Below are 22851 nucleotides of genomic sequence, written 5' to 3'. Positions count from 1 at the left end.
CTCGTTTATCATATTGAACGATGACAGAGCTTTTTCGTTATTTCTCAGCGCTGTCATGTGCATTTTTGCTTTACACCCTAACCCTCGAAACCGCGACGGCACCCAATAAAAAGGACACGCCACCGATAATCAACGCATAAATCGGTTCGTTTCCAAATGCATGCTTTAAAATTAGACCGAGTACGCTCGCTGCCATTAATTGTGGAATGACGATAAAGAAGTTGAAAATCCCCATGTACACACCCATTTTTTTAGCTGGCACAGCGTTACTTAACATAGCGTAAGGCAACGATAAAATCGAAGCCCACGCAAAGCCTACGCCAATCATAGGGATCCACAACAAGGTCGGATCGCTAATAAACTTGAAGCTGACAAGCGCAACTCCACCCAACCCTAAATTAAACGCATGGGCGATTTTTAGTCCAAATCGACGTGTTAAAAACGGGATACACATTGCGGCCAATGCAGCAAAGCCATTGTAAGCAGCGAATAAAACGCCCACCCAATCCGCGCCATCATTAAATGCTTTAGAGGTTGTATCTGTACTTTGGTAATGAAAGCTTGTAACAGCAGCGGTGGTGTAAATCCACATAGCAAAAAGTGCAAACCAAGAAAAAAATTGCACCCAAGCGAGTTGACGCATGGTTTGTGGCATCGAAATTAAGTCGTATATCACGTGAAAAAAGCCATTTTCAACGTTTTGCTTGTTCTGCATGTATCCGGCAATCAACAAAACAGCACTGAAGCCCAATAACAAAATTGCCAATAGATACAGTTCTTTTTCTAAATGCAGACTCGCCACGGTTAACAATACCAAGCCGCCTGAGGTGCCAAGCGCCAATGCAACTTTGCTAAAGTTTAGTGTGCGTATAGTGGTACTTTCTTCATCCCCCTTTTCCGCCGCCTCAAAAGAAGCCAACTCTTCAGGGGTATATTCTTTTGTTTTGAAAACGGTCCAAAAGACGGCAAAAAACAAAATCGCACCACCGAAGTAAAACGCATACTGGACTGACTGAGGAATAATTCCTTCTGGTGCGGTATTACTTAAACCAAACCAATTTGTCATTATCCACGGCATTAACGAAGCAACAACTGCACCTACGCCAATAAAGAAACTCTGCATTGCGTAACCTGATGCTCGTTGTTTAAGAGGAAGGTTATCTCCTACTAACGCACGAAATGGTTCCATGGTGACATTAATCGATGCATCCATAATCCAAAGCATTCCGGCCGCGATCCAAAGCGTCGGTGAATTAGGCATGACAAACAAAGACAACGTGGTCAGAATCGCCCCAAATAAGAAAAACGGTCTTCGGCGACCCAATCGACCCCACGTTTTATCACTCCAATATCCAATTATAGGTTGGACAATAAGACCTGTAAGTGGTGCCGCGACCCATAGGATAGGAATGTCATCTACCTGAGCACCGAGAGTTTGAAAAATTCGGCTCACATTGCCATTTTGTAGGGCAAATCCAAATTGAATGCCCAGAAAACCAAAGCACATGTTCCAGATTTGCCAAAAACTCAACTGTGGTTTTTGTTTTTGCATTATTCTTTCTCAACTTGATAGACCGCGCTTGAAAGTGGCGCGAGTGTAAGGTTCAGAGTATCTGAACGTAATTCTTGTTTTGGGTTACTTTCTAAAATGTCGACTAACACGCTGTTTACGTGCTTTGGTAAAGACAAAGAGATGTCTTGCGACAACTCTGAGAAGTTACTTACTACAATTAAACTGGTGTCGTTGTTAGCACGCTCGAAGGCGATAACAGGTAAAGTATCGTTGGAGGGTAACAGAGGATATGTCTGGCCTGATTTGACAACCTCTAGCGAACGTAGATTGAGTAACTTTTGATAGTAATTACGCAGTTCTCGTTGTTTTGAAGTCAGTGCTCCACCATCAAACTTCCCCCCATTCATCCACGCTTGATGGGCGGGAACCCCAATATAATCGAAAATACTGGTGCGGCTTGGTTGTCCAAAACCGGCGTATTCAGAACCATCCTCGCCTTCTGTTTGACCAAAATAAATCATTGTCGCGGCGGATGAGATCAAGTGTGACACAACCATTGCTGGTTTGCCCTTTTCAGCACTTCCTGCAAATTCAGGTGACGCAATGCGTTGCTCATCGTGGTTTTCAAGAAAGTGCAACATGTGCGATTCAATGTCACTTACGGAGTCATATGCTTGCCAAACTGCCTTCGCACTACCATGACTTTGCATTAAGTTTTTGAGGTTGTCGTAGAACCCGACTTTGTCATAGAGGTAATCCATTTTACCTTGATGTACAAATGGTCGATAAAGTGTTGGGTTATAAACTTCCGCGAGTAAAAAAGCATCGGGATTGGTCATTTTTATGGAAGAATTCAAATAACTCCAAAACTCCACAGGGACCATTTCGGCCATATCATAGCGAAATCCATCGACCCCTTTGTCTAACCAATATTCAACAATTTGTCTAAATTTGGTCCAGCTACTCGGCACCGATTTTGTTGCCCAAAACTCTGCATGAGCTTGATAGGGCAACGACGAAAAATGCTCTGGGAGTTGTTCAAAATCATAACTGCCATCTGGCCTTACACCGTAGTTTACTTTAACCGTTTCGTACCAATCATGAATTCCCGGTTTAGCTTCTCGACTGCCGTTCCCCGTCCATTTGGCCGGCGTCTCTTCGAATTTGCCATCGAGTAACGGGTGTTTTTGCCCTCCAAGAGGTCGATAATTTATATCTTCAGGCACAGCAAATGCTTTGTTGGGAATGTAGTAAAAATTATTGTCTCGGCGATACTCAACGGTGATGTCGTCCGTTTCACCAAAGTTTTGAACTCCATGTGGCAATGTGATCGAATGGTAATTTCGTGCAACGTGGTTGGGGACGATATCAATGATAACTTTTAATCCTGCATCGTGGGAGCGCGTTATTAACGCCTCGAACTCTGCAAGACGCTTGGCTGGATCCTCGGCAAGATCTGGATTAACGTTGTAATAATCTTTGATCGCATAAGGTGAACCAGCACGTCCTTTTACGACATCGGGATCGTCATTCGTGATGCCGTATTCTGAATAGTCTGCAACAACGCCATGATGCAAAACACCAGTGTACCAGATGTGTGTTGCACCTAATGCGCTTATTTCCTTGAGTGCCGTTGGTGTAAAATCAGAAAACTTACCAACCCCATTTTCCTCTAACGTTCCCCATGGTTTGTTTGTTGAATTCTTATTGCCAAACAAGCGTGTGAATACCTGATAAACGACAGGCTTCTCTAACGACTTAAGCGGGCTAAGCATTGCCTCGTTCTCCGTGACAGAGTTAGAGGCGCTCGCAGAGAACGAAACACTATTCGTCATTAATCCTGCCATCAATGCAAATAGGCCGCGCACATGATGCTGTTTTTTAAGTTTTATCATATGGATGTTGTTGTCATCTTATTATCACATTGAGTCTACTTTTATGACTCTATGACGGAAACCATTTGCATACGTATTCAACCTTCAATCACGCAGTTTAGCGGGCAATTTACCTTTACCAATGGTCCAACCTCTGTTGTGTATTTTTGAGGATGAACCATTTTTAGCCGGTACAAATCGCTGTCTAATTGGAAACGTTCCAGAGGATACGTTTGGATTGCATCTAGTCGCTGTAACTTCCTCAAAGCGCCAATAACAATGCTGACTTTGCACCAATCCTCACGTTTTCGAGTTCATACATCTGACCACTCAACAACTCTGTTGCGGAAACCTTTCCACGTATAATTTCTGCGAATCGATTCATATCCACAGTTTTCTGTTCATTACCTTTGTTCAATATAATCAGAATGGGATGTTCACCTCCTCTTGCATAGGCGTACATTTCGTCAAATGGACTAAAATGAATCAAATCACCATTTTGTAATGCTGGATGGTTATGTCGAATCGCAAGTAACTTTTCTGTGTATCGTTGCATCTCGCGCTGTTCTCGCGATAGTCCCTCACCAGTAAAGGCATCTACCTGCTGGTTTTTAAAACCACCCGGAAAATCAATACGAATATCGCCATGATCGTCTGATTCACCATTATCTAACAAAACTTCAGTGCCGTAATAAAGCTGAGGGATACCTCGCATCGTTAACAGCAAGGTCATCGCTAGTTTCGTGTTTTCAACGTTTTGGTGGAGCTGAGTATAGATACGGCTCATATCATGGTTATCACCAAAAATAAGAAGATTATTTGGATCTGCAAATTGAAAATCTTTGGCAATTGACTGATAAACATGGATCCATCCTGTGTTCCAGTTTTCCTCTTCATTCAGCGCCTTAACCAACGCTTGCTGCAACGAGAAATCCATCATCGTAGGCAAGTAAGACTCATACCCATCTTTATTTTGATGTCCTTTTTGCCAATAAGCAGATATTCCAGCTTCAGCGGTCCACTCTTCACCAACGATATTAAAGTTCGGGTATTCCGCTAGAATGGATTTTAGCCAGAACTGCAAAAAGGTTTTATCTGAGTAAGGAAAAGTGTCGACTCTAAAGCCGCTTAAATCAGCAAATTCAATCCACCAAATTGCATTTTGTGTCAGGTAATTGCGTAAGAATGGAACTCGTTGATTCATATCTGGCATCGTTGGCACAAACCACCCATCCGTAAAGCGTTTTTTATCAAATTCGCTCGCATGCGTATCTTGGACCGTTTGCCTAGCATGACTAGTACCGACAAACTGGCCTTTGTAGTTAATCCAATCGTGTGTTGGTAAATCTTTCATCCAAGGATGTTCACTTCCGATATGATTGGGAACCATATCCATAATAAGTCCAATTCCTCGCGCTTTTGCTTCTATTGAAAGCGTTTTGTATAACGAGTTATCACCCATGCGAGGATCGACGAGATAAAGATCGGTAATCGAATACCCATGATACGAATAGGTTTCCATATCATTATGAAGCGCGGGGGTGAGCCACAATTGGGAAATTCCTAGTTTCTGTAAATAGTCTAAATGCGTTATTACACCAGATAGGTCTCCACCATGGCGCCCTCCGCGGAAAGTGGGATCCGCTTTTTCTTTCATGGATGCTAGAGAGTCATTCTGTTCATCTCCATTCGCAAATCGGTCTGGAGTAATTAGGTAAATGACGTCTTTGGTTGAAAATCCCTCTCGTTCTGCACTGCCTTTGGCTCGGGCTGAAAGCGTGTAGTAAAAACGATATTTCTCGTCACTGCTGGATAACTCTAGTTCACCGGGTTTAGCTTTTTCAGAGATATTTAGGTTAATGAAGGCATAATTTTGGCTATCGCCAAACTCAACTGATTCAAGAGTCACACCATCATAGTTTTTTAGTACCCATGACTGTTTTGCGTTTGGCGCTGTCACCATAATCTGTAACGTTGGATTGCTCATCCCTACCCACCAATTGAGTGGTTCAACTCGTGTTACAGCGTTAAACGCAAACGTCAGAGGGCTACAAAGCAACATCGAAATTAAAATGGTATTGATTGATTTAGGCACGTATTACTCGCTTTAAAAACTCGTTGTGTGAAGGCAAATTTCTTACTGTTTCTGTGACCAACGTATTGAGACTTTCGAACATATCTTGGAGTTGTGCTTTTGAGAGCATCTCGCCTAAAGGGTGATGGTCATTGGGTAAAAAACCTTGCCCAATGAGTACTTGCTGCCAAGCTATTTCGGTAAACAATTCTTCATCGTCTCGGTACAACTTACCTGTGTCTTTGAATAAAGTAAGCTTATTCGCCAACGACGGAGGCACGTCCATTTGGGCGCAATGTCGCCAAAATGAACTGTCATTTCGCTCATTTAGTTTGTAGTGCAAAATAATAAAATCGCGAATACGTTCAAACTCAACCCGACTTTGCTCGTTAAATTTTTGAACCTGAACTGAACTAATGCCATTATGAGGAAAGTGCTTAATCAACCTAACCGCGGCCGTTTGAATTAAATGAATACTGGTCGACTCTAACGGTTCCAAAAACCCACTTGATAAGCCTATTGCGATGACATTTTTTGTCCATGGATTATGGACTCGCCCTGTTCTAAACTTGATAAATCGTGGTTCACCAATTGGATTTCCAGGCAAATGATTTAAAAGCGTTTTTCTCGCTTCATCATCCGTCATGTAGCGACTCGAATAAACGAGGCCGTTCCCGATACGGTGTTGAAGTGGGATCTGCCACTGCCAACCAGCCGAGTGCGCAATCGAGCGTGTGTAAGGGACAATATCCGTTGTCTCATGTTCACAAGGTATTGCTATAGCTCGGTCACACAATAACCAGTGAGACCAGTCATCAAATCCTGCGTTAAGTGTTTTATCAATTAATAAGGCGTGTAGTCCCGAACAATCGACAAATAAATCCCCCTGGATTTGCACACCATCTTCAAGTTGAAGCTCAGTCACAAAGCCGGTTTCTTCCTGTTGATTGACGTGTTTTATTTTACCTTCAATGCGCTTTACACCAGATTGTTCGGCAAAATTTCGAAGAAATCGAGCATATAACCCGGCATCAAAATGATAGGCGTAAGAAAGGCCGGGTAGTTGTGTATTCGGTATATTGGTCAAGTGGCTAAATTTACCCGCTTTTGCAGCTTGGTAGTTTAGTGAATAGTCCCAAAAATCTCCGCCAAAGCCTTCGTTTCTAGCCTTCAACCAATAGTGGTAAAAATCGCAGAATGGGAAATTCTTACCAATCCCCCCAAATGCATGCATATACGAATCTGTACATTTTCCCCACCCTTCAAATTGGATCCCAAGTTTTATCGTGGCTTTGGTTTGACTCATAAAAACCGATTCATCGATACCCAATGCATTATTGAAGGGTTGCATAGGAGGAATACTTGCCTCACCCACACCAATGGTTGCAATGTCATCAGACTCTACAAGGGTAATATCAACAACTTTGCCTAAAACTTTGGAGAGCAAGGATGCCGTGATCCACCCAGCAGTCCCACCACCGACTACCACAACAGATTTAATTTTGTTCTTATTCATTGCGTAACCCTATTATGGAAAAGCCCCTGTAGTACAAGTACAACAGGGGCTTTTGATTAATTCCGCAACTTTGTCACGAATTAATATTTGTAACTAAAGCCAAGTAAGTAAGTACGACCATAATCTTGGTAATCACGAACTTGCAGTGCGTTGTCGCCAGAAAGCGATGTAAACGGCTCTTCTGTGATATTCTGAACTTGGAACGTCACAGTTAGACCTTTCAAGCTTTCAATGCCACCTTCACTGAAATCGTAACCAACTTGAGCATCCCAAATTGTTTCACCAATGATATCTACTTGATCTGTGTTAAAACCTAGACCGTATACTTCGCCTTTGAAGTCATCACGCTTGCGCATGCTCGTACGAGCTTGGAAGCCATTACGCTCATAGTATACTGTTAAGCTTTGAATCGTATCAGAAAGACCCGGTAACTGATAATCGTCGCCTTTGTGGTCTTGAATGTCAGACTTCACTTTTGTGTGACTAGCAATTAAACCAAATCCCTCTAAACTTTCGTGGAATAGGTTGAATGGCAGTGCAAGTGAAAGCTCGTAACCCCAAAGAGTACCGCCGCCGCCATTTACCTTACCTTTACCTGTGCCTTGGCTGTTAGGTGGCACTTCACCTGTTGATGGGTCAGCCACACCTGTCATATCAATTGCATAGTTACCGTCAAAAATCCAATTCGTTAGATTTTTATTGAACACAGCAACTGAGAAGTAACCTTCTGGGCTGAAGTAGTTTTCATAAGTAAGATCAACACCAATCGCTTCTTTAGGCTCAAGAGTCGGGTTACCACCCTCTACTTCCCAGTAATTACCATTTGAATCTGGAGTTAGATTGTATTTCGCATTAATCGACGCATTCATCTCATCCAAACGTGGGCGAGAAATTGTTTTTGCTGCACCAAAACGTAGTGTTTGAGTATCATCAAGCGTCATCGACAAGTTTAAGCTCGGCAATAAATGAGAATAATCGTGCTCAATGTGCGTTGGTGATAATTGAACTTTACCATCGACAACACCAAAAGCATTACCATCTGACGCCTGTTGCGTACGAACGTAACGAAGACCCGCATTACCTTTTACAGGAAAACCTGCAACTTCAGCATCAATATTCGCCTGAACAAATGCCGCTGTTACTTCTTCAGAAACAGACCATGACTTAGTTGCATGGCTTGGATTCGTTAGACTTTCCGCTAGTAACCCAAACATGCCATCTGCAACCATTTGACGTGAATCATAGGCAATCATATTACCCATGCCGATAAAATCAAGATTGGCAGTACCTAAACGATACTTCTCAGGTACAGTTAACATGCCTGGATTATCAGGGTATGAGAATGAACTTACCGTCATGAAGTAACCTTCAGACACTTTCGTTTTCTCACGGTCGCGGTATGACACACCAAATTCTACCGCGTTGACAAAATCACTTTCGATGGTCTTTTTAGCAGCCAATTTTAGTGATTTAAGCTCATCGTCAACCGTAGGTGCATTAATAAAGCCGTCTTGAAGTTGGTTTTCATATTCAGTTCCAACCACGCCGTATTTTTCATTCAGTGCAGAGCTCCAACCCCATGACAAAGGACCACCGATTTTAATCAGGTCGTAATCACTATAATCAAGGTTGTGCCCGAACTGCGCACCAGCATTGCTGCCATTGAATGCGTAAGCAATGTTATCGGCTTCACCGCGTCCGTCACCACGGCCAGTACCTGAATAGCTTTCTAAACTCCAAACTTCACGCTCTACTTTTGAATAGCTCGCGTCAAACTCAACACGCCATTGGTCATCAATATCGTATTTCGAATTAAAACCAAATGATTTAAGGTCCGCTTTACGATCTTCATAGTCGTTACGTACTACAACTCGTTGCCCAATCGTTGCCGCACTGGTGATAAAGCCTGTTGCATCATCAACTGTCGCGTATTCTGCTGGAATTTGACCTTGGCCCCACGCAAATGGGATTTCAATACCACGCAGAATTTTCTCATCTTTAAAATCAACATAAAGTGCATCAAAAACCATTGACAATTTGTCTGATGGTGCGGCTTCAAGTACGAACATAACCGAGTCACGCTCAAGTGTAGAAGAACGTACAAATGGTTTTGCACCACCTAAAATAGAGTACTTTTTACCACCCGCCTCAAACTCAGGGTAACCCCAAGCATTCCAGCGTTTTTCTTGGTTTGGCGAGCTCATTGAAGTGTAAGCAAACGCAATACCAATCGTGTCGTCTGCAAATTTATCAATGTAAGAAATCGTGCCACGGTATCCGCGCTTATTTCCATCAGGATTCAGTTTGTCAAAACTAGTTTCTTCAACTTGACCATTAAACTGCAACGCACGCTCATCAACACTCAAAGGCTTGATTGTTTGCATGTTAATAACGCCGGCAATACCTTCAGCTTCTAATGATGCACTTGGTGTTTTGTACACCGTAACCGCACTCATGATTTCTGAAGGGTAAAGATCAAACTCTACGCCACGGTTGTCTGAGATAGACACTTGCTCTCTGCCATTGAACATCGTGGCACTTTCGTTTTCACCGAAACCACGAATAGACACGCGACTTGCACGTCCATCAAGACGCTGAGCTGTCAAACCAGGTAATCGAGCAATTGACTCAGCAATAGAAGAGTCCGGTAGTTTACCAATGTCTTCTGCAGAGATTGACTCCACCACTTCAGTAGAAAAACGTTTGGTGTTAATTGATTCCACCACACTTGCACGGAAACCTTTGACTTCAATTACTTCTACCGCTTTTTCGTCTTCTTTTTGTGCTTGCTCTTCTGCTGCATATGACGAGTAACTACTCACGCCAGCAGCAACAAGTGCTAAAGTGAGCATACTTGGTTTGAACATTGACATAGTGTTTTATCCCATTAAGCCGTTTATTTGCCAGTAACCGCATATCGCGGTGTATTCAACTTTGATTTTTTGTGTTTTTTACTAGCGACGTTTGTTGTCGTCACAAATAGTAGCTCTCACCTTTTTTCTTAAACAACTTTATGCATACGTATTCAAACGTAGGTCAAAATCTTTAACTTCACAAAATATTCACATGATTTTTGCGTATACCTTTGTTTTAGTTGAAAAATTAGATGTATTAATAGAACTTTAAAAAGTTCACTTTTATTTTAAACTTTTTTGCCCCAAATTTAGGTTCGGAATCATATACTTGTCATTTATTTTCGTTATTCTGGATGATTAATGTGTAAACCAGCATCGAAAGTAAATTGGTCATACCAATAAAGTATTTACTTCGCGTAGCAAACCATCAAATTTAATGAGGCTACAGAGGACATCTGACCTCTACATCAATTACTGCATCCTTTATTGGTAAACTAATCTGACAATGTGATTTCCAATTTCAGTCACATTCTTTAACAAATTCTGAAAGACGATTTCCCGTGCATACGTATGCAGACTTTTTACTCTCCAAAGTCTATAACGTATTCTTCATACAACTTAAGAAGGCCTATGGACGCAACGACGGAGAAGGTGCATGGCAAACAACGAGTGGTGGAAAGGTGCTGTTATTTATCAAGTGTATCCACGTAGTTTTCAGGATACGAATGGTGATGGCATTGGTGATCTGCAAGGGATCATAAAGCGACTAGATTACATAAAAAGCCTAGGTGTGGATGCTATTTGGATTTCACCATTTTTCAAATCTCCGATGAAAGACTTTGGCTATGATATTTCGGATTACCGAGATATTGACCCGATGTTTGGTGATTTAGAAGACTTCGATACGTTAATTGAACAAGCACACGCACGTGATATTAAAATCGTAATAGACCAAGTGTTAAGCCACACTTCAGATCAACACCAATGGTTCTTAGAAAGTCGAGAAAGTAAAGATAACGACAGATCAGATTGGTACGTTTGGGCGGACTCTAAACCAGATGGAACACAGCCTAACAACTGGCTATCGATTTTTGGCGGCCCTGCATGGCAATGGGAACCTAGACGTGGTCAATATTACTTACATAACTTCTTGACCGAACAGCCAGACCTTAATTTCCATAACCCGGAAGTAAGAGCTGCCGTACTTGCCAATGTTGAATTTTGGCTCGCAAAAGGGGTCGATGGCTTCCGTTTGGATGCAATTAACTTTTGCTACCATGACAAACAGCTACGTGATAATCCTGCGAAACCGAAAGAGTTGCGCCAAGGCCGTGGTTTTAGTGAAGATAATCCTTACGCCTTCCAATATCATTACTACAACAACACACAGCCTGAAAATTTGGCCTTTATGGAAGAGATCCGCACCCTTCTCGACCGCTATCCGGGAACTGTTAGCCTAGGTGAAATTTCGTCGGAAGATTCTCTCCAAACAATGGCGGAGTACACTTCCGATGGCAATAAATTGCATATGGGTTATAGCTTCGAGCTTCTAACCAATGACTACAGTGCAAAATACATCCGTGAAACCGTGTCGCGTTTAGAAGAAGTGATGACCGAAGGTTGGCCGTGTTGGGCGTTTAGCAACCATGACGTAGAACGAGTCGCGTCGCGTTGGGACCAATCTGGTGGCAATGGACAACCACTCCAAGCCTCTATGTTGACTTCGCTATTAGGCTCTTTACGTGGCAGTATCTGCATGTATCAAGGAGAAGAACTTGGGCTTGGCGAAGCCGATGTTGCCTTTGAAGATCTGCAAGATCCTTACGGCAAAACATTCTGGCCGAACTTTAAAGGTCGCGATGGTTGCCGTACCCCAATGCCTTGGACTGCGGACGGTGATCATTTAGGTTTCAGTAAAGCGAAACCGTGGCTTCCTATGGGTGAACAACACGCCAGTCTAACAGTTGACCAACAAGCTTCAAAACCCACGTCTGTTTTAAACCGCTATCGTGAATTTATGGCGTGGCGAGCGGACAAATCCATTTTGAAGTATGGCAACATTGAATTCATTGACACTGCTGAGCCGGTATTAGCGTTCTACCGTACATTTGAAGGTGAAACGATGTTATGTGCGTTCAACCTAGGCGCGGTAGAAGCTTCAATGGACATTGATCTGGCATCAATGTTTGAACACAAAGAACTTTCTCACCACACTGGAGAATACAGTTCAGGTGAACTTAGACTTCCTGGATTTGGTTGCTTTTTCGCAACTATCTAACCCAATAAGCCCACAGAAATCTGTGGGCTTATCTTCCGACTGAGAACTTAATAAACAATCAAATCAGGTTTTTATTGAACACTTTCTTCATTCCAGGTTGCTAAACTAGGATGTACTTTTAATACTTCAACAAGTGTTTGATTTAAGGTTTTGATCACTTCACCATCAACCGCTTTATTACACGCCATCCCCAAAAAAGATTGATATAGTGGCGCAATGATTTTGTAATTGTTCGAATCTATATGTGCCCGTGAAAACTGAAAGCGCGCAATGACATCTCCATAAGCAATCAGATCGACCCGTTTCAATTTCAGCATACGGACGAGCTCGTAACCTGTTTTTAGATAAACAAATTGATACTCATGAAACCCTTCTTTGACGAGAAGTTGATGACCAATATCATTTTTCACAACGCCAACTTTGAGCCCCGGTATATTTTTCAAATCGACATCTGAATAATCGCTTTCTTTATGCCCTATAAGTGAAACGGTGTTCTGGATCATCGGTCCAATAAAGTTAAATTGCCTCGCTCTTTCTTCTGTAAAAGTAATTGAGAATACGCACGCGTTAGGACTATCTTCGAGTGTTTTATAGACACGAGCCCAAGGCATTAAAAGAATGTCTGCTTCATCAAACGTCCAATCCAATTTCTCGTACATAGCACGTAACACCTTAATTGAAATGCCTTCAATTTGCCCTTCATGCATGTAATTGAAGGGAGGATAGTCTTCCGTATACCAATTGATCTTAGGCTGTACAGCATAAGATGGGTACATAAAGAAAATACTCAACATAATGATTAGATTAGCCCGGTTCAACTTCATCACATGGATCCGTAAGTTCAAAATCATGGAAAACGCTAATTGGTTTATCGTGCCGAATTACAAAACAAAGATGATATTGTCACGTGAGTGACAATCATTTATAAAAATAGACGCTAGTATAAGGCTAGTCGAGAAGACTTGAGATTGATGTACTTTTTAAAAAATCGGTTAATTAGCGGCAATATACGCCAAAAAAAGCGACAGGTTTCCCTATCGCTCGATAACGCTTACCTAGATTGCAGTTATTTTACTGACACACCTAAATCCCGTAGGTCGAGGCTTGCAGACAACACTGTTCCGTCCTGCTTCAACGAGGTAATAACATCGTTCAAGTTCGTCTTTGACGCCGTAACAATATAGTATTGCTTATATGCTTGTTTAAGTGTCAAACCATGTGTCTGGGCTAATTTGTCAGCATCTGCAACAGACGCGAGCTTGATAACAACCTCACCAGTTGCACGATAGGCATCTAGACCATTTTCCCCCACGAGGATCTGGCCTTTTTGTACACTTTCCGCCCCATCAACTGTTACAAATGCAGAACCATCCAAAACAGTCTCTGGTTGGATCTGTAGTACTTGAAGCTCTTCTACATTGATTGGTGATTTGGCAAAAACACTAGGTGCAAGAACCAAGACTGCTAGCAAAGATAATTTTTTCATTGATTGCTCCTTAGTGACCGTAAATTTTCAAAGACCAGTCTTTTAATACACCAGCTAGTTCATTGTTTTTGCTGTTATAACCAATTAGACCTGCTGATTGATTGTAAATTAGGGTATATGAATTACCTTTGTCTGTATCAAGTACTTTGATAGTCCAATTGCCTTTTGAGTTTTCACCATAGAAATGGTGAGTTAACATCAGCGCATCCGTGAATCCACCTTCGTTTCCACGTAGGAAACCCGTTCTAGGGCTTAAAACCACACTTCGTGTGCCAGATGGCGAGGTCAGTTCAATAGCGACGTCACGAACGCGTTCGTGGTCAATGTTCACTTTTAGTTGAACCGCTTCGATTGTTAAATCTTGATCAACTTGCATCGCACTTACTGCGCCATCAAGACTTGCATCAGGAATAGCAATGTCTGCGACTTCTTTTTGCCAATCGGTCACCTGCAGCTTTGGTAAAGATACGCCTGTAAATAATGCCTTGAATACCGCATCATCGACATTGACAGCGCCAAGACCATAAAAATAATGGAAGTTGTAGCCTGCCGCGTTTGTTTGCCAACTCGGTATAGCATCATAGGAAACCATCTCGCCTTGGGCATTCTCAAACGATAACATCACACCTGGATTTGTTGGGTCCGTTTTTCGTGCTGTTGACGCTAACAGATGACGAACTGTACGAGAATCCAGCGCTGGATTTGCAGACATGACAGTTGCAATAGCGCCTGAGGTGTTTGGTGCAGCGGAAGATGTGCCGTTCATCGTACCTGCGTAGTTACACTCAGGGTCAAGCTCGGTACCACCATGAAGCGAGTTTCCATGAGGCCCGGTCTGGTTCATCCCTTTATCACAGCCCGTTAAGTCTGTTGTAACCATAGCAGGTGCATCTTCACCGTATTCGCCACCTGGTGCACTTAAAAAGATATTAGACCCGACAGATGAGTAAGAGGCTAATTTACCATCAGCATTGAGCGCTGAGACGACTAAGTTCCAATTTGACGCATTATCTACCGTGATATTTGCATCATGAAATGGTAAACCTTGGTTATTGAAAAACTCTTTATTTTCATAAGGCAATACAAGGTACTTCACACCATTGATGTACGTGTTGTAGTATCCAAACGAGTTACCTGCAGATTTCACGTATATTGCTCCACGCCCCCAATGGCTGTTGAGCGTGATATCTTGCATTATTGCTTCTTCAAGTTCAGCGGCAGGATCATTTGATAAATCACCATTGCGAGGTGATGCAGGAGTACTTCCGTAGCTTTGGTTGAACACGCGAGGGTCCGTAAAACGATCTAGTGCCCTAAAATCCTCTGATAGGCCGTGTGAGACCATCCAAGAAGCCATAGACTGTTCATCTAGATAGTTGAAACCAACCAAATTTGCATATGGAGCAACGCCTCTACCACCAATATTATTGCCCTCTACTGCAGCAATAAGTCCAGCGACGGATGTACCATGACCATGGTTGTCTAGAGGGTAATCCGAGCCATCGATTAAGTTACGAGATCCAGGTACCACATTGCCCGCAAGATCTGGGTGACTGATTTCTACTCCCGTATCGATCACAGACACCGTAATACCACGACCTTTAATGCCCATTCGATCAGCAAAATCGACGTTAAGGTCCTGCCCAACGGTGCCCGCCGATTTAGAGAAACCTGTTTGACCTACGTTTTGTAGATGCCATTGTTGGAAAGTGAGCGGATCTCGTTTCGTTAACGGTAACTCAGGTGACGTGTTCGCATAGGCACTTGTAGCTGCACTCAGTATCGAGAGTACAATTAAATTCTTCTTATAATTCATGTTATCCTCTGACTATAGACCCCGAAAGGGGAACTATTGATAACACCTTGTTCACCATATAGCAACACCAAAAGACAACGCTGTCAGCTTTTAAATTACAACCCTATGAAAAATATGTGAATTTATTTGATAACAATTTTATATAATTTATACCTAATATCGGTCTTTACTGCGCTGAATAGGCAATGATGTCTCGAAAGATAAATTGTGACTTTTAGTCATATATATCAGCTAGTTAAACTTTAGACATTCGATGAGATTTGAAATAAAAAAGGAATATAAATGAATAAAAAGCAACAATTAAAGAAGAGAGCCTAAGAATTTATTGAAAGATGAGAAATGTATCTTTAGTGATGGCGGAGCGGACGGGACTCGAACCCGCGACCCCCGGCGTGACAGGCCGGTATTCTAACCAACTGAACTACCGCTCCATAGGGGAATTTTAATGCGTTTATTCGCAGCGTTTAAAGACTGTGCTGTCTAAAGTGGCGGAGCGGACGGGACTCGAACCCGCGACCCCCGGCGTGACAGGCCGGTATTCTAACCAACTGAACTACCGCTCCATAGGGGAATTTTAATGCGTTTATTCGCAGCGTTTAAAGACTGTGCTGTCTAAAGTGGCGGAGCGGACGGGACTCGAACCCGCGACCCCCGGCGTGACAGGCCGGTATTCTAACCAACTGAACTACCGCTCCATAGGGGAATTATAATGCGTTTATTCGCAGCGTTTAAAGACTGTGCTGTCTAAAGTGGCGGAGCGGACGGGACTCGAACCCGCGACCCCCGGCGTGACAGGCCGGTATTCTAACCAACTGAACTACCGCTCCATAGGGGAATTATAATGCGTTTATTCGCAGCGTTTAAAGACTGTGCTGTCTAAAGTGGCGGAGCGGACGGGACTCGAACCCGCGACCCCCGGCGTGACAGGCCGGTATTCTAACCAACTGAACTACCGCTCCATAGGGGAATTTTAATGCGTTTATTCGCAGCGTTTAAAGACTGTGCTGTCTAAAGTGGCGGAGCGGACGGGACTCGAACCCGCGACCCCCGGCGTGACAGGCCGGTATTCTAACCAACTGAACTACCGCTCCACTTTGGGATTTTTTAAGTGTTGATTCACTGCGTTTGAGACTGTGCTGTCTGAAAGTGGCGGAGCGGACGGGACTCGAACCCGCGACCCCCGGCGTGACAGGCCGGTATTCTAACCAACTGAACTACCGCTCCACTTTGGGATTTTTTAAGTGTTGATTCACTGCGTTTGAGACTGTGCTGTCTGAAAGTGGCGGAGCGGACGGGACTCGAACCCGCGACCCCCGGCGTGACAGGCCGGTATTCTAACCAACTGAACTACCGCTCCACATTTCGTTGCTGTTGGGCATGTGCCCTGACAGCGGCGTGAATAATACGAATCACCCCTATCTGAGTCAACAGTTTTTTTGAAAAAAACTACGAAATTTAGCGTTCCTTCATCGAAAGGTTCAAAATATCACCGGAGTCGTTGGTTTTTTGTTCAGAATCACTGTTCTCATCTTGTTCATTTTCTAACTCGTCCAAATCTAAAGACTTTTTCTTGAACAAATTCGGCAAGCTTGGCATCGCTAATTTTGGTAAAAGCGGTTTGTTTTGGACGAAAACACGTACAGCAGCCCAACCGAGTAACAAGATGACCATGTTACCAAGCACAATAATCGTCACCATCATCTCGGTTGAAATTTCAGGTTCCGGCGGAAGTTCTGGCTCAAGGGGCGTTTCAACAAGCGGTTTCAGGATCTCTGGTACTTTTTCTATTGGACGCTCTATTTCAAATTTATAAAGCGGCAGCGTCGCCATAAATTCTCGACCATTAATGTTTTCACCAAATGCCGATATCTCAATACTGTAACGTCCCCAGTCATAGTTTTTAACTGAAAGCTCTCGATATAAACTCGTTTCCTTCCCTAACGTAAAGAGTTGCTCTTCGCCATTTGGGTAGAAGATTTTCCCTTGAAAAATCACCGTATCTGGTTTAGCGACATTTGGATCTATGCGAATTTGTAATAAATGATCTGATGGATCACCATCTGATGCCAGCGTCATGTTGAAGTTAAAGGGAGGTTCTGCTACCACTAATGGCGCTTTGACGACTCGACGTTTGAGGATAGGCGTTTGTATTGAAAACTCAGGCCTCCACTCTCCGGCCGGAAACGACAACTTAAATTCCCCGGTAAATACACCATCCATTGGACGCTCGTCAAAGTCTTGCCCGTTATCACGAAACTCAGTAACACTTTTTGTACCCGCTCCAAAATTATCGTACTGGTCGTTGTTGGTGCTAACAAACTCAACGTACAGTGTGACAACATCACGAAAGTAGCCAACGCTAATTGGGCTGCCATCGTTTAATACTCGAGCTGTTACTTTCAGTGTTTCACCTTGGAATATCAGTGGAGGTAAAGGGTCGACATCTAACGTAATGTCTCCCAGAATCATAATTCTGCTGTCTTTTTGGATTTGTCCGACAACTTGCCAAGGACCCGGTGTAGGGTGGCGGATAATCACTAAGTCGTAGCTTACTTCGTCATACCAATCTAGGTTTTCATTATCCATCGCATGTGAAGGATAGAGCTTACTCCCATCGGGTTGCACAAGCACCACTGGCGGAGCACCAGGACGACGGAAGAACAACATGGTAATTTCTTCGACCTTATAATCGATACGAAATCGATTATTCAACAGCGGTACTTCATTGACTACACCATCGCGCTTTAACATGGTAAGACCATATTTCTTTGTGTCTTCGTCAGTTTGAGCATATGCAAACGAACCAACTAAAACCAAAACCGCGAAAAAACAAACGCGAAGTATTAAAGTCATTTCTATCCTCTATTGTTTAAACCACAAAGACCCACCTGAGGCTTTTTCTACTAATTGCATACGTTCTTCGTGCGCAATTACTTCATCGGCAGAGGCATATACAATCTTGAGTGGTTTTCGATTTTCACCAAGACGCACAATCCCGCCCTGCTCGCTTTGGTTTGACGATTCCGCATTTTGACCCAAATTGAGCTTAGCTTGCCCACCCGTCATACCTAAGTAAACATCAGCTAGAATCTCGGAATCCAGCAAAGCGCCGTGAAGTGTACGTTTGGAGTTATCAATGTCGTAGCGGCGACATAATGCATCAAGGCTATTCTTTTGTCCTGGATGCATCTTTCTTGCCATGTCGAGCGTGTCTAAAACCTGACACATTTCACGAGTTGGCTGAATATTCTGCTTCAGTGCTGCAAACTCATGGTCCATAAAACCGACGTCGAACGGCGCATTATGAATTACCAGCTCAGCACCTTTTATAAAATCAATAAACTCTTGTGCTATCTGGTGAAAACGAGGCTTATCGCGTAAAAACTCATTCGTGATACCGTGTACGTCAATCGCTTCATCTTCTATGTCGCGGTCTGGATTAATGTATACGTGGAAATTATTACCTGTTAAGCGTCTATTTATGAGCTCGACGCAACCAATTTCGATAATGCGGTGCCCTGCTTTTGGGTCAATACCCGTCGTTTCTGTATCTAGTACTATTTGTCTTTTTAGCATGTCTAAACGCCGTAACTTTGATATGGTTAGCGATTAATAATGTCATTCTACATAAAAAGCGGTAAATACGTGCAAAAAACAGTAGAGATTTATACAGATGGTTCTTGTTTAGGTAATCCAGGTCCTGGCGGTTATGGCGTTTTAATGATGTACGGCAAGCATAAAAAGGAACTCAACCAAGGCTATACATTAACAACGAACAATCGTATGGAGTTAATGGCTGCGATTGTTGGTTTAGAAACCCTAACTCAGCCTTGTAATGTAAAACTCGTCACTGATAGTCAATATGTCAAACAAGGCATTGAAAGTTGGTTAGAAAACTGGAAGAAACGCAATTGGCGTACCGCTTCCAAACAACCCGTCAAAAATGTTGACCTTTGGCAACGCCTTGATGAGGCAGTTAAGCGTCACCCAAGAGTAGACTGGTTCTGGGTTAAAGGTCATAGCGGTCATGATTTCAATGAACGTGTTGATACGCTTGCACGTGAAGCCGCAACGTCGTCCAACTTAATCGCAGATGTTGGTTACAAACCGGAGTAGCTACAAACATTAAGCTCGATGCTTAAACATTAATCATGACTCTCACATTTATGATCACACGTTTGGCGCAGACCTGCATTTTTAACCTGCGCAAACGTCGGTCTAGCGCGAGCATGCCACTTCGGTTTTATGGGTGTAAGCGGTGTTACGCGCTTTCTAGCCACCAGCATGTACACACTACCCATCGGCCTTAAGTAATGCTTACAAAATCTTCTCCACGGTGCAAAGCGGGATAATCGACTGCCTCTTGCGAGTGAAGAATGTATAAAACGCTCATCGGCAATAATTTCGAACCCCAACAAATCGAGCCAATCCTTAACGCGCGCCGGCGTGAAAAAGCGTCCTGACCAAGGTAACTTTTGACTGCTAAAGGGCAGAAGATGTGCAAGACCTGTTAAACTAAACGGGTTAAATCCTGAAATCAAAATATACCCTCCAGGAATTAGCGTTCGATGGGCTTCACGCAAAATGTGATGTGGATCCGAATGGTATTCTAAGCATTGACTTAAAATACAAGCATCAACACTATTTTCAGCAAAAGGTAATTCGTCTATTTCCGCATAAACACCCACATGCTTACCAAAGGGCGCAACACAAACTTGATGTTTAATCGGACTTTTAGAGGTATCGAGCTGGCCACTTAAACTGCCTAGTTTAAGCATATGATAACCAAACATTCTTGGCAGCCAAGGCGCCATTTTCCGCTCAATATCACAGCGAATATAATCGCCATGCGGAAAATCTCGCCAATCCAGCGGTTTGGGGCCCTGCAAGAAACTAAGTGCTGGTTTCATTTAATATGCTCGTTATACTAATCGCACCAACACTTTAACGAGCTAATCACAATGGTGCAAGTAGAGGCAATTCCCGCCTTTAATGATAATTACATTTGGCTTATCAAAAATAGCGCAACGCAAACCGCTTTTGTTGTTGATCCTGGCGATGCACAAGCAGTAAAGCAAGCATTAAGTCGATATACTTTGCAGCTTGAAGGAATATTATTGACTCACCACCATTGGGATCACACGGATGGCGTAAAAGAGTTAAAAGCAGCCTACCCTGACTCGTGCGTGTATGGCCCAGCTAATAGTCCATTTAACGGTATTGACGTAAAACTGACTGAGCAGGATACGGTCAATGTGCTCGGCAAAGTACTTCGAATTATCGAAACACCGGGTCATACACTTGATCACATATGTTATGTCTGTGATGAATTTGCTTTTACAGGAGACACGCTCTTTCATGGAGGGTGTGGTCGACTTTTTGAAGGGACCGCGAAACAAATGTGGCAGAGTCTGACAAAACTCGCTGCCTTACCCGACTCAACATTGGTATATTGCACTCATGAATACACGCAGGCTAATCTCAGATTTGCTCTATCGGTAGAGCCCGACAACACTGATTTACACCGTATCAAGCAGCGTATAGATTCAATGAGGGCAAGTGCTGAACTGACTATACCAACAAGTATTGGCGAACAAAAACGCTGTAATCCATTTTTAAGAGCCTCTCTTGACAACATTTTAGAGAATTGCCCTCCTCAATATGTTGACGACACAGCCTTACCTGAGAATCGATTTGCCGCTCTTAGAAAATGGAAAGACCATTTTTAACGCTCAATATGACTATAGACTTACAAAAAATCACCAAGCTGAACGAGCCTTATACTTCAAAAATTGCAATGAAGCGGGTAGACTTGTCGAGTTTTTGCCAACATAAGGGTTAATAATGAGCAAGTCCCCTCTTATTGTATTACTAGCGGCTATTTTGGCTGGGTGTCAGATGTCACCTGATCAAGCGCAGTTAGATAATTCTTCAAAGAACTTAACCTTTGCATCACCGCAGGATGTGTCGGATGCATTGATGGCATCGGAAGAAGTTACAGAAGAAGAGGAACCCGCTCCAGTATTTGACGACGTGTGGGAACGTATTCGCTACCAGCTATCCATCCCTGTACCTCAAAATCGCCCAGTTGTTGCAGAACGAAATTATTATCAAGCACACCAAGCGTACCTAGATCGTATTGCAAAACGTGCAGAACCTTATTTGTATTTCATCGTTGAAGAAGTTGAAAAGCGTGAAATGCCGATTGAAATAGCACTGCTACCAATCGTCGAAAGTGCTTTCGACCCGTTTGGTTTTTCACACGCAAGTGCATCTGGTATTTGGCAATTTATGCCTGTAACAGGCGAGCGTTTTCAATTGAAACAAAATTGGTGGTTTGATGGGCGTAGAGACATTGTGCAATCAACTCGTGCTGCGCTCGACTATTTGAGCTATTTGCATAAAACGTTGGAAGGCGACTGGTTGAATGCGATTGCTGCATACAATTCTGGCGAAGGCCGTTTGCTTAACGCTATCCGAAAAAACCGTAAAAAGCACTTGCCGACCGATTTCTGGTCTTTAGATTTACCAAGAGAAACAACGGCATACGTCCCCAAATTACTAGCCTTGTCAGATTTACTAAGACGACAAGACGAGTTTAGTGTGAAGTGGAACCCGATAATCAACGCACAGGTCGTCGATACTGTCGATATAGGTGGCCAAATTGATTTAGCGCTTGCAGCGGATATGGCAGACGTTTCTTTAACAGAATTATACCGCTTAAACCCAGGGTTCAATCGCTGGGCAACGGATCCGGATGGCCCGCACGTCCTGTTACTTCCAATCGATAAAGTGGACGCCTTTAATGAAAAATTGGCCAAAACCGAGCTTAAAGACCGTTTGCGTTGGCAATACTATCAAGTAGCGAAAGGTGATAGTTTGTCAGTGATTGCGAAGAAGTTTTCAACTTCACCGAGTGCAATTCAGAAACTAAATAACCTCGACAACAATATCATCCGAATTGGTCAGCAATTGTTAGTACCGCTGAGCGAAGGTGCTCTGCAAAGTGAACATTTACCGAACGCAGTCCGTGTCGCCGCAAACAAAGTCATGCAAGAAAAAGTGACTCATGTTGTGAAAAGTGGCGATACGCTTTGGGACATCAGCCGCGAGTACGACGTTACAGTGAAAGAGCTGGCGCGTTGGAATAAATTACGAGACTCTGCAGTATTGCGTTTGGGTCAAAAACTCACCGTATTTAAAGACACCAAGGCAGCTCAACAACCGTCAGAAAATTTGCAATCTGTAAACCGCACGATCACATACAAAGTGCGTCGTGGAGATTCTCTGGCGCGAATCGCGAGTAAGTTTAATCTCACTGTCGATGAAATTGTGAAGTGGAATAATTTAGATGGTCAGAAGTACCTGCAACCTGGCCAGAAATTGAAATTAAAAGTCGATGTAAAAAGAACCTAAAAAAGGCCCGTTGAGGGCCTTTT

15 protein-coding genes and 8 tRNA genes are annotated in these 22851 nt (G+C 43.1%); 4 read left to right on the top strand and 19 right to left on the bottom strand.

Going from position 1 to position 22851, the window contains the following annotated elements:
• Positions 1–70: 70 nt before the first annotated feature.
• The 5 genes from NI389_RS16755 to NI389_RS16735 form a co-directional block, all read right to left on the bottom strand.
• A complete protein-coding gene (locus NI389_RS16755; RefSeq protein ID WP_308360954.1) occupies positions 71–1552 on the bottom strand; it encodes an MFS transporter in 1482 nt (493 codons plus the stop codon).
• On the bottom strand, positions 1552–3348 hold the full coding sequence (locus NI389_RS16750) for an alpha-amylase family glycosyl hydrolase (protein WP_372588607.1): 1797 nt from the start codon (positions 3346–3348) through the stop codon (positions 1552–1554). Before NI389_RS16750 ends, NI389_RS16755 begins: the two co-directional genes overlap by 1 nt.
• 301 nt (positions 3349–3649) lie before the next feature.
• Positions 3650–5449 (bottom strand): glycoside hydrolase family 13 protein, encoded by a 1800-nt coding sequence (locus tag NI389_RS16745; protein ID WP_372588637.1) that lies wholly within the window; start codon positions 5447–5449, stop codon positions 3650–3652.
• A 25-nt stretch (positions 5450–5474) separates the two neighbouring features.
• A complete protein-coding gene (locus tag NI389_RS16740; protein WP_308360952.1) occupies positions 5475–6977 on the bottom strand; it encodes a tryptophan halogenase family protein in 1503 nt (500 codons plus the stop codon).
• 80 nt (positions 6978–7057) lie between these two features.
• Positions 7058–9850, bottom strand: coding sequence for a TonB-dependent receptor (locus NI389_RS16735; RefSeq protein ID WP_308360951.1), 2793 nt, complete (start codon positions 9848–9850; stop codon positions 7058–7060).
• A 637-nt stretch (positions 9851–10487) separates the two neighbouring features.
• Between NI389_RS16735 and NI389_RS16730 the strand changes: the two genes are divergently transcribed.
• On the top strand, positions 10488–12110 hold the full coding sequence (locus NI389_RS16730) for an alpha-glucosidase family protein (protein ID WP_308360950.1): 1623 nt from the start codon (positions 10488–10490) through the stop codon (positions 12108–12110).
• Between the two features lie 71 nt (positions 12111–12181).
• Here NI389_RS16730 and NI389_RS16725 read toward each other — a convergent pair whose 3' ends face one another.
• The 13 genes from NI389_RS16725 to dnaQ all read right to left on the bottom strand — a co-directional run bounded on the left by NI389_RS16725 (position 12182) and on the right by dnaQ (position 18988).
• Positions 12182–12934: a substrate-binding periplasmic protein gene (locus NI389_RS16725; RefSeq protein WP_308360949.1), complete on the bottom strand. Its 753-nt coding sequence runs from the start codon at positions 12932–12934 to the stop codon at positions 12182–12184.
• A gap of 242 nt (positions 12935–13176) precedes the next feature.
• A complete protein-coding gene (locus NI389_RS16720; protein WP_308360948.1) occupies positions 13177–13596 on the bottom strand; it encodes a hypothetical protein in 420 nt (139 codons plus the stop codon).
• Positions 13597–13606: 10 nt separating this feature from the next.
• Positions 13607–15412: a S8 family peptidase gene (locus NI389_RS16715; protein ID WP_308360947.1), complete on the bottom strand. Its 1806-nt coding sequence runs from the start codon at positions 15410–15412 to the stop codon at positions 13607–13609.
• A 354-nt stretch (positions 15413–15766) separates the two neighbouring features.
• Positions 15767–15843 (bottom strand) — tRNA-Asp (locus NI389_RS16710).
• Positions 15844–15898: 55 nt separating this feature from the next.
• Positions 15899–15975 (bottom strand) — tRNA-Asp (locus NI389_RS16705).
• A gap of 55 nt (positions 15976–16030) precedes the next feature.
• A tRNA-Asp gene (locus NI389_RS16700) sits at positions 16031–16107 on the bottom strand.
• A 55-nt stretch (positions 16108–16162) separates the two neighbouring features.
• A tRNA-Asp gene (locus tag NI389_RS16695) sits at positions 16163–16239 on the bottom strand.
• Between the two features lie 55 nt (positions 16240–16294).
• Positions 16295–16371, bottom strand: a tRNA-Asp gene (locus NI389_RS16690).
• Between the two features lie 55 nt (positions 16372–16426).
• Positions 16427–16503 (bottom strand) — tRNA-Asp (locus NI389_RS16685).
• A 56-nt stretch (positions 16504–16559) separates the two neighbouring features.
• Positions 16560–16636 (bottom strand) — tRNA-Asp (locus NI389_RS16680).
• Positions 16637–16692: 56 nt separating this feature from the next.
• Positions 16693–16769: transfer RNA gene (locus NI389_RS16675), tRNA-Asp, on the bottom strand.
• Positions 16770–16867: 98 nt separating this feature from the next.
• On the bottom strand, positions 16868–18265 hold the full coding sequence (locus tag NI389_RS16670) for a TIGR03503 family protein (RefSeq protein WP_308360946.1): 1398 nt from the start codon (positions 18263–18265) through the stop codon (positions 16868–16870).
• Between the two features lie 9 nt (positions 18266–18274).
• Positions 18275–18988, bottom strand: a complete 714-nt coding sequence (gene dnaQ, locus NI389_RS16665; protein ID WP_308360945.1) for a DNA polymerase III subunit epsilon — start codon at positions 18986–18988, stop codon at positions 18275–18277.
• Between the two features lie 69 nt (positions 18989–19057).
• Between dnaQ and rnhA the strand changes: the two genes are divergently transcribed.
• Complete coding sequence (gene rnhA / locus NI389_RS16660; RefSeq protein ID WP_308362584.1) at positions 19058–19528, top strand: ribonuclease HI; 471 nt, start codon at positions 19058–19060, stop codon at positions 19526–19528.
• Positions 19529–19557: 29 nt separating this feature from the next.
• On the opposite strand, the gene NI389_RS16655 is transcribed toward rnhA, so the two are convergent.
• A complete protein-coding gene (locus NI389_RS16655; RefSeq protein ID WP_308360944.1) occupies positions 19558–20322 on the bottom strand; it encodes a class I SAM-dependent methyltransferase in 765 nt (254 codons plus the stop codon).
• 51 nt (positions 20323–20373) lie between these two features.
• On the opposite strand from NI389_RS16655, the gene gloB reads away from it, so the two are divergent.
• Both gloB and NI389_RS16645 read left to right on the top strand, forming a co-directional pair.
• Complete coding sequence (gene gloB / locus NI389_RS16650) at positions 20374–21141, top strand: hydroxyacylglutathione hydrolase (RefSeq protein WP_308360943.1); 768 nt, start codon at positions 20374–20376, stop codon at positions 21139–21141.
• A 115-nt stretch (positions 21142–21256) separates the two neighbouring features.
• Positions 21257–22828 (top strand): LysM peptidoglycan-binding domain-containing protein, encoded by a 1572-nt coding sequence (locus tag NI389_RS16645; protein WP_308360942.1) that lies wholly within the window; start codon positions 21257–21259, stop codon positions 22826–22828.
• Positions 22829–22851: the final 23 nt, after the last annotated feature.

Origin of the sequence: Pseudoalteromonas xiamenensis (assembly GCF_030994125.1) — a bacterium.
GTDB classification, from domain to species: domain Bacteria; phylum Pseudomonadota; class Gammaproteobacteria; order Enterobacterales; family Alteromonadaceae; genus Pseudoalteromonas; species Pseudoalteromonas xiamenensis_B.
The sequence above is the reverse complement of the archived record's forward strand: the minus strand, read 5'-3'. Positions and strand labels throughout refer to the sequence as shown.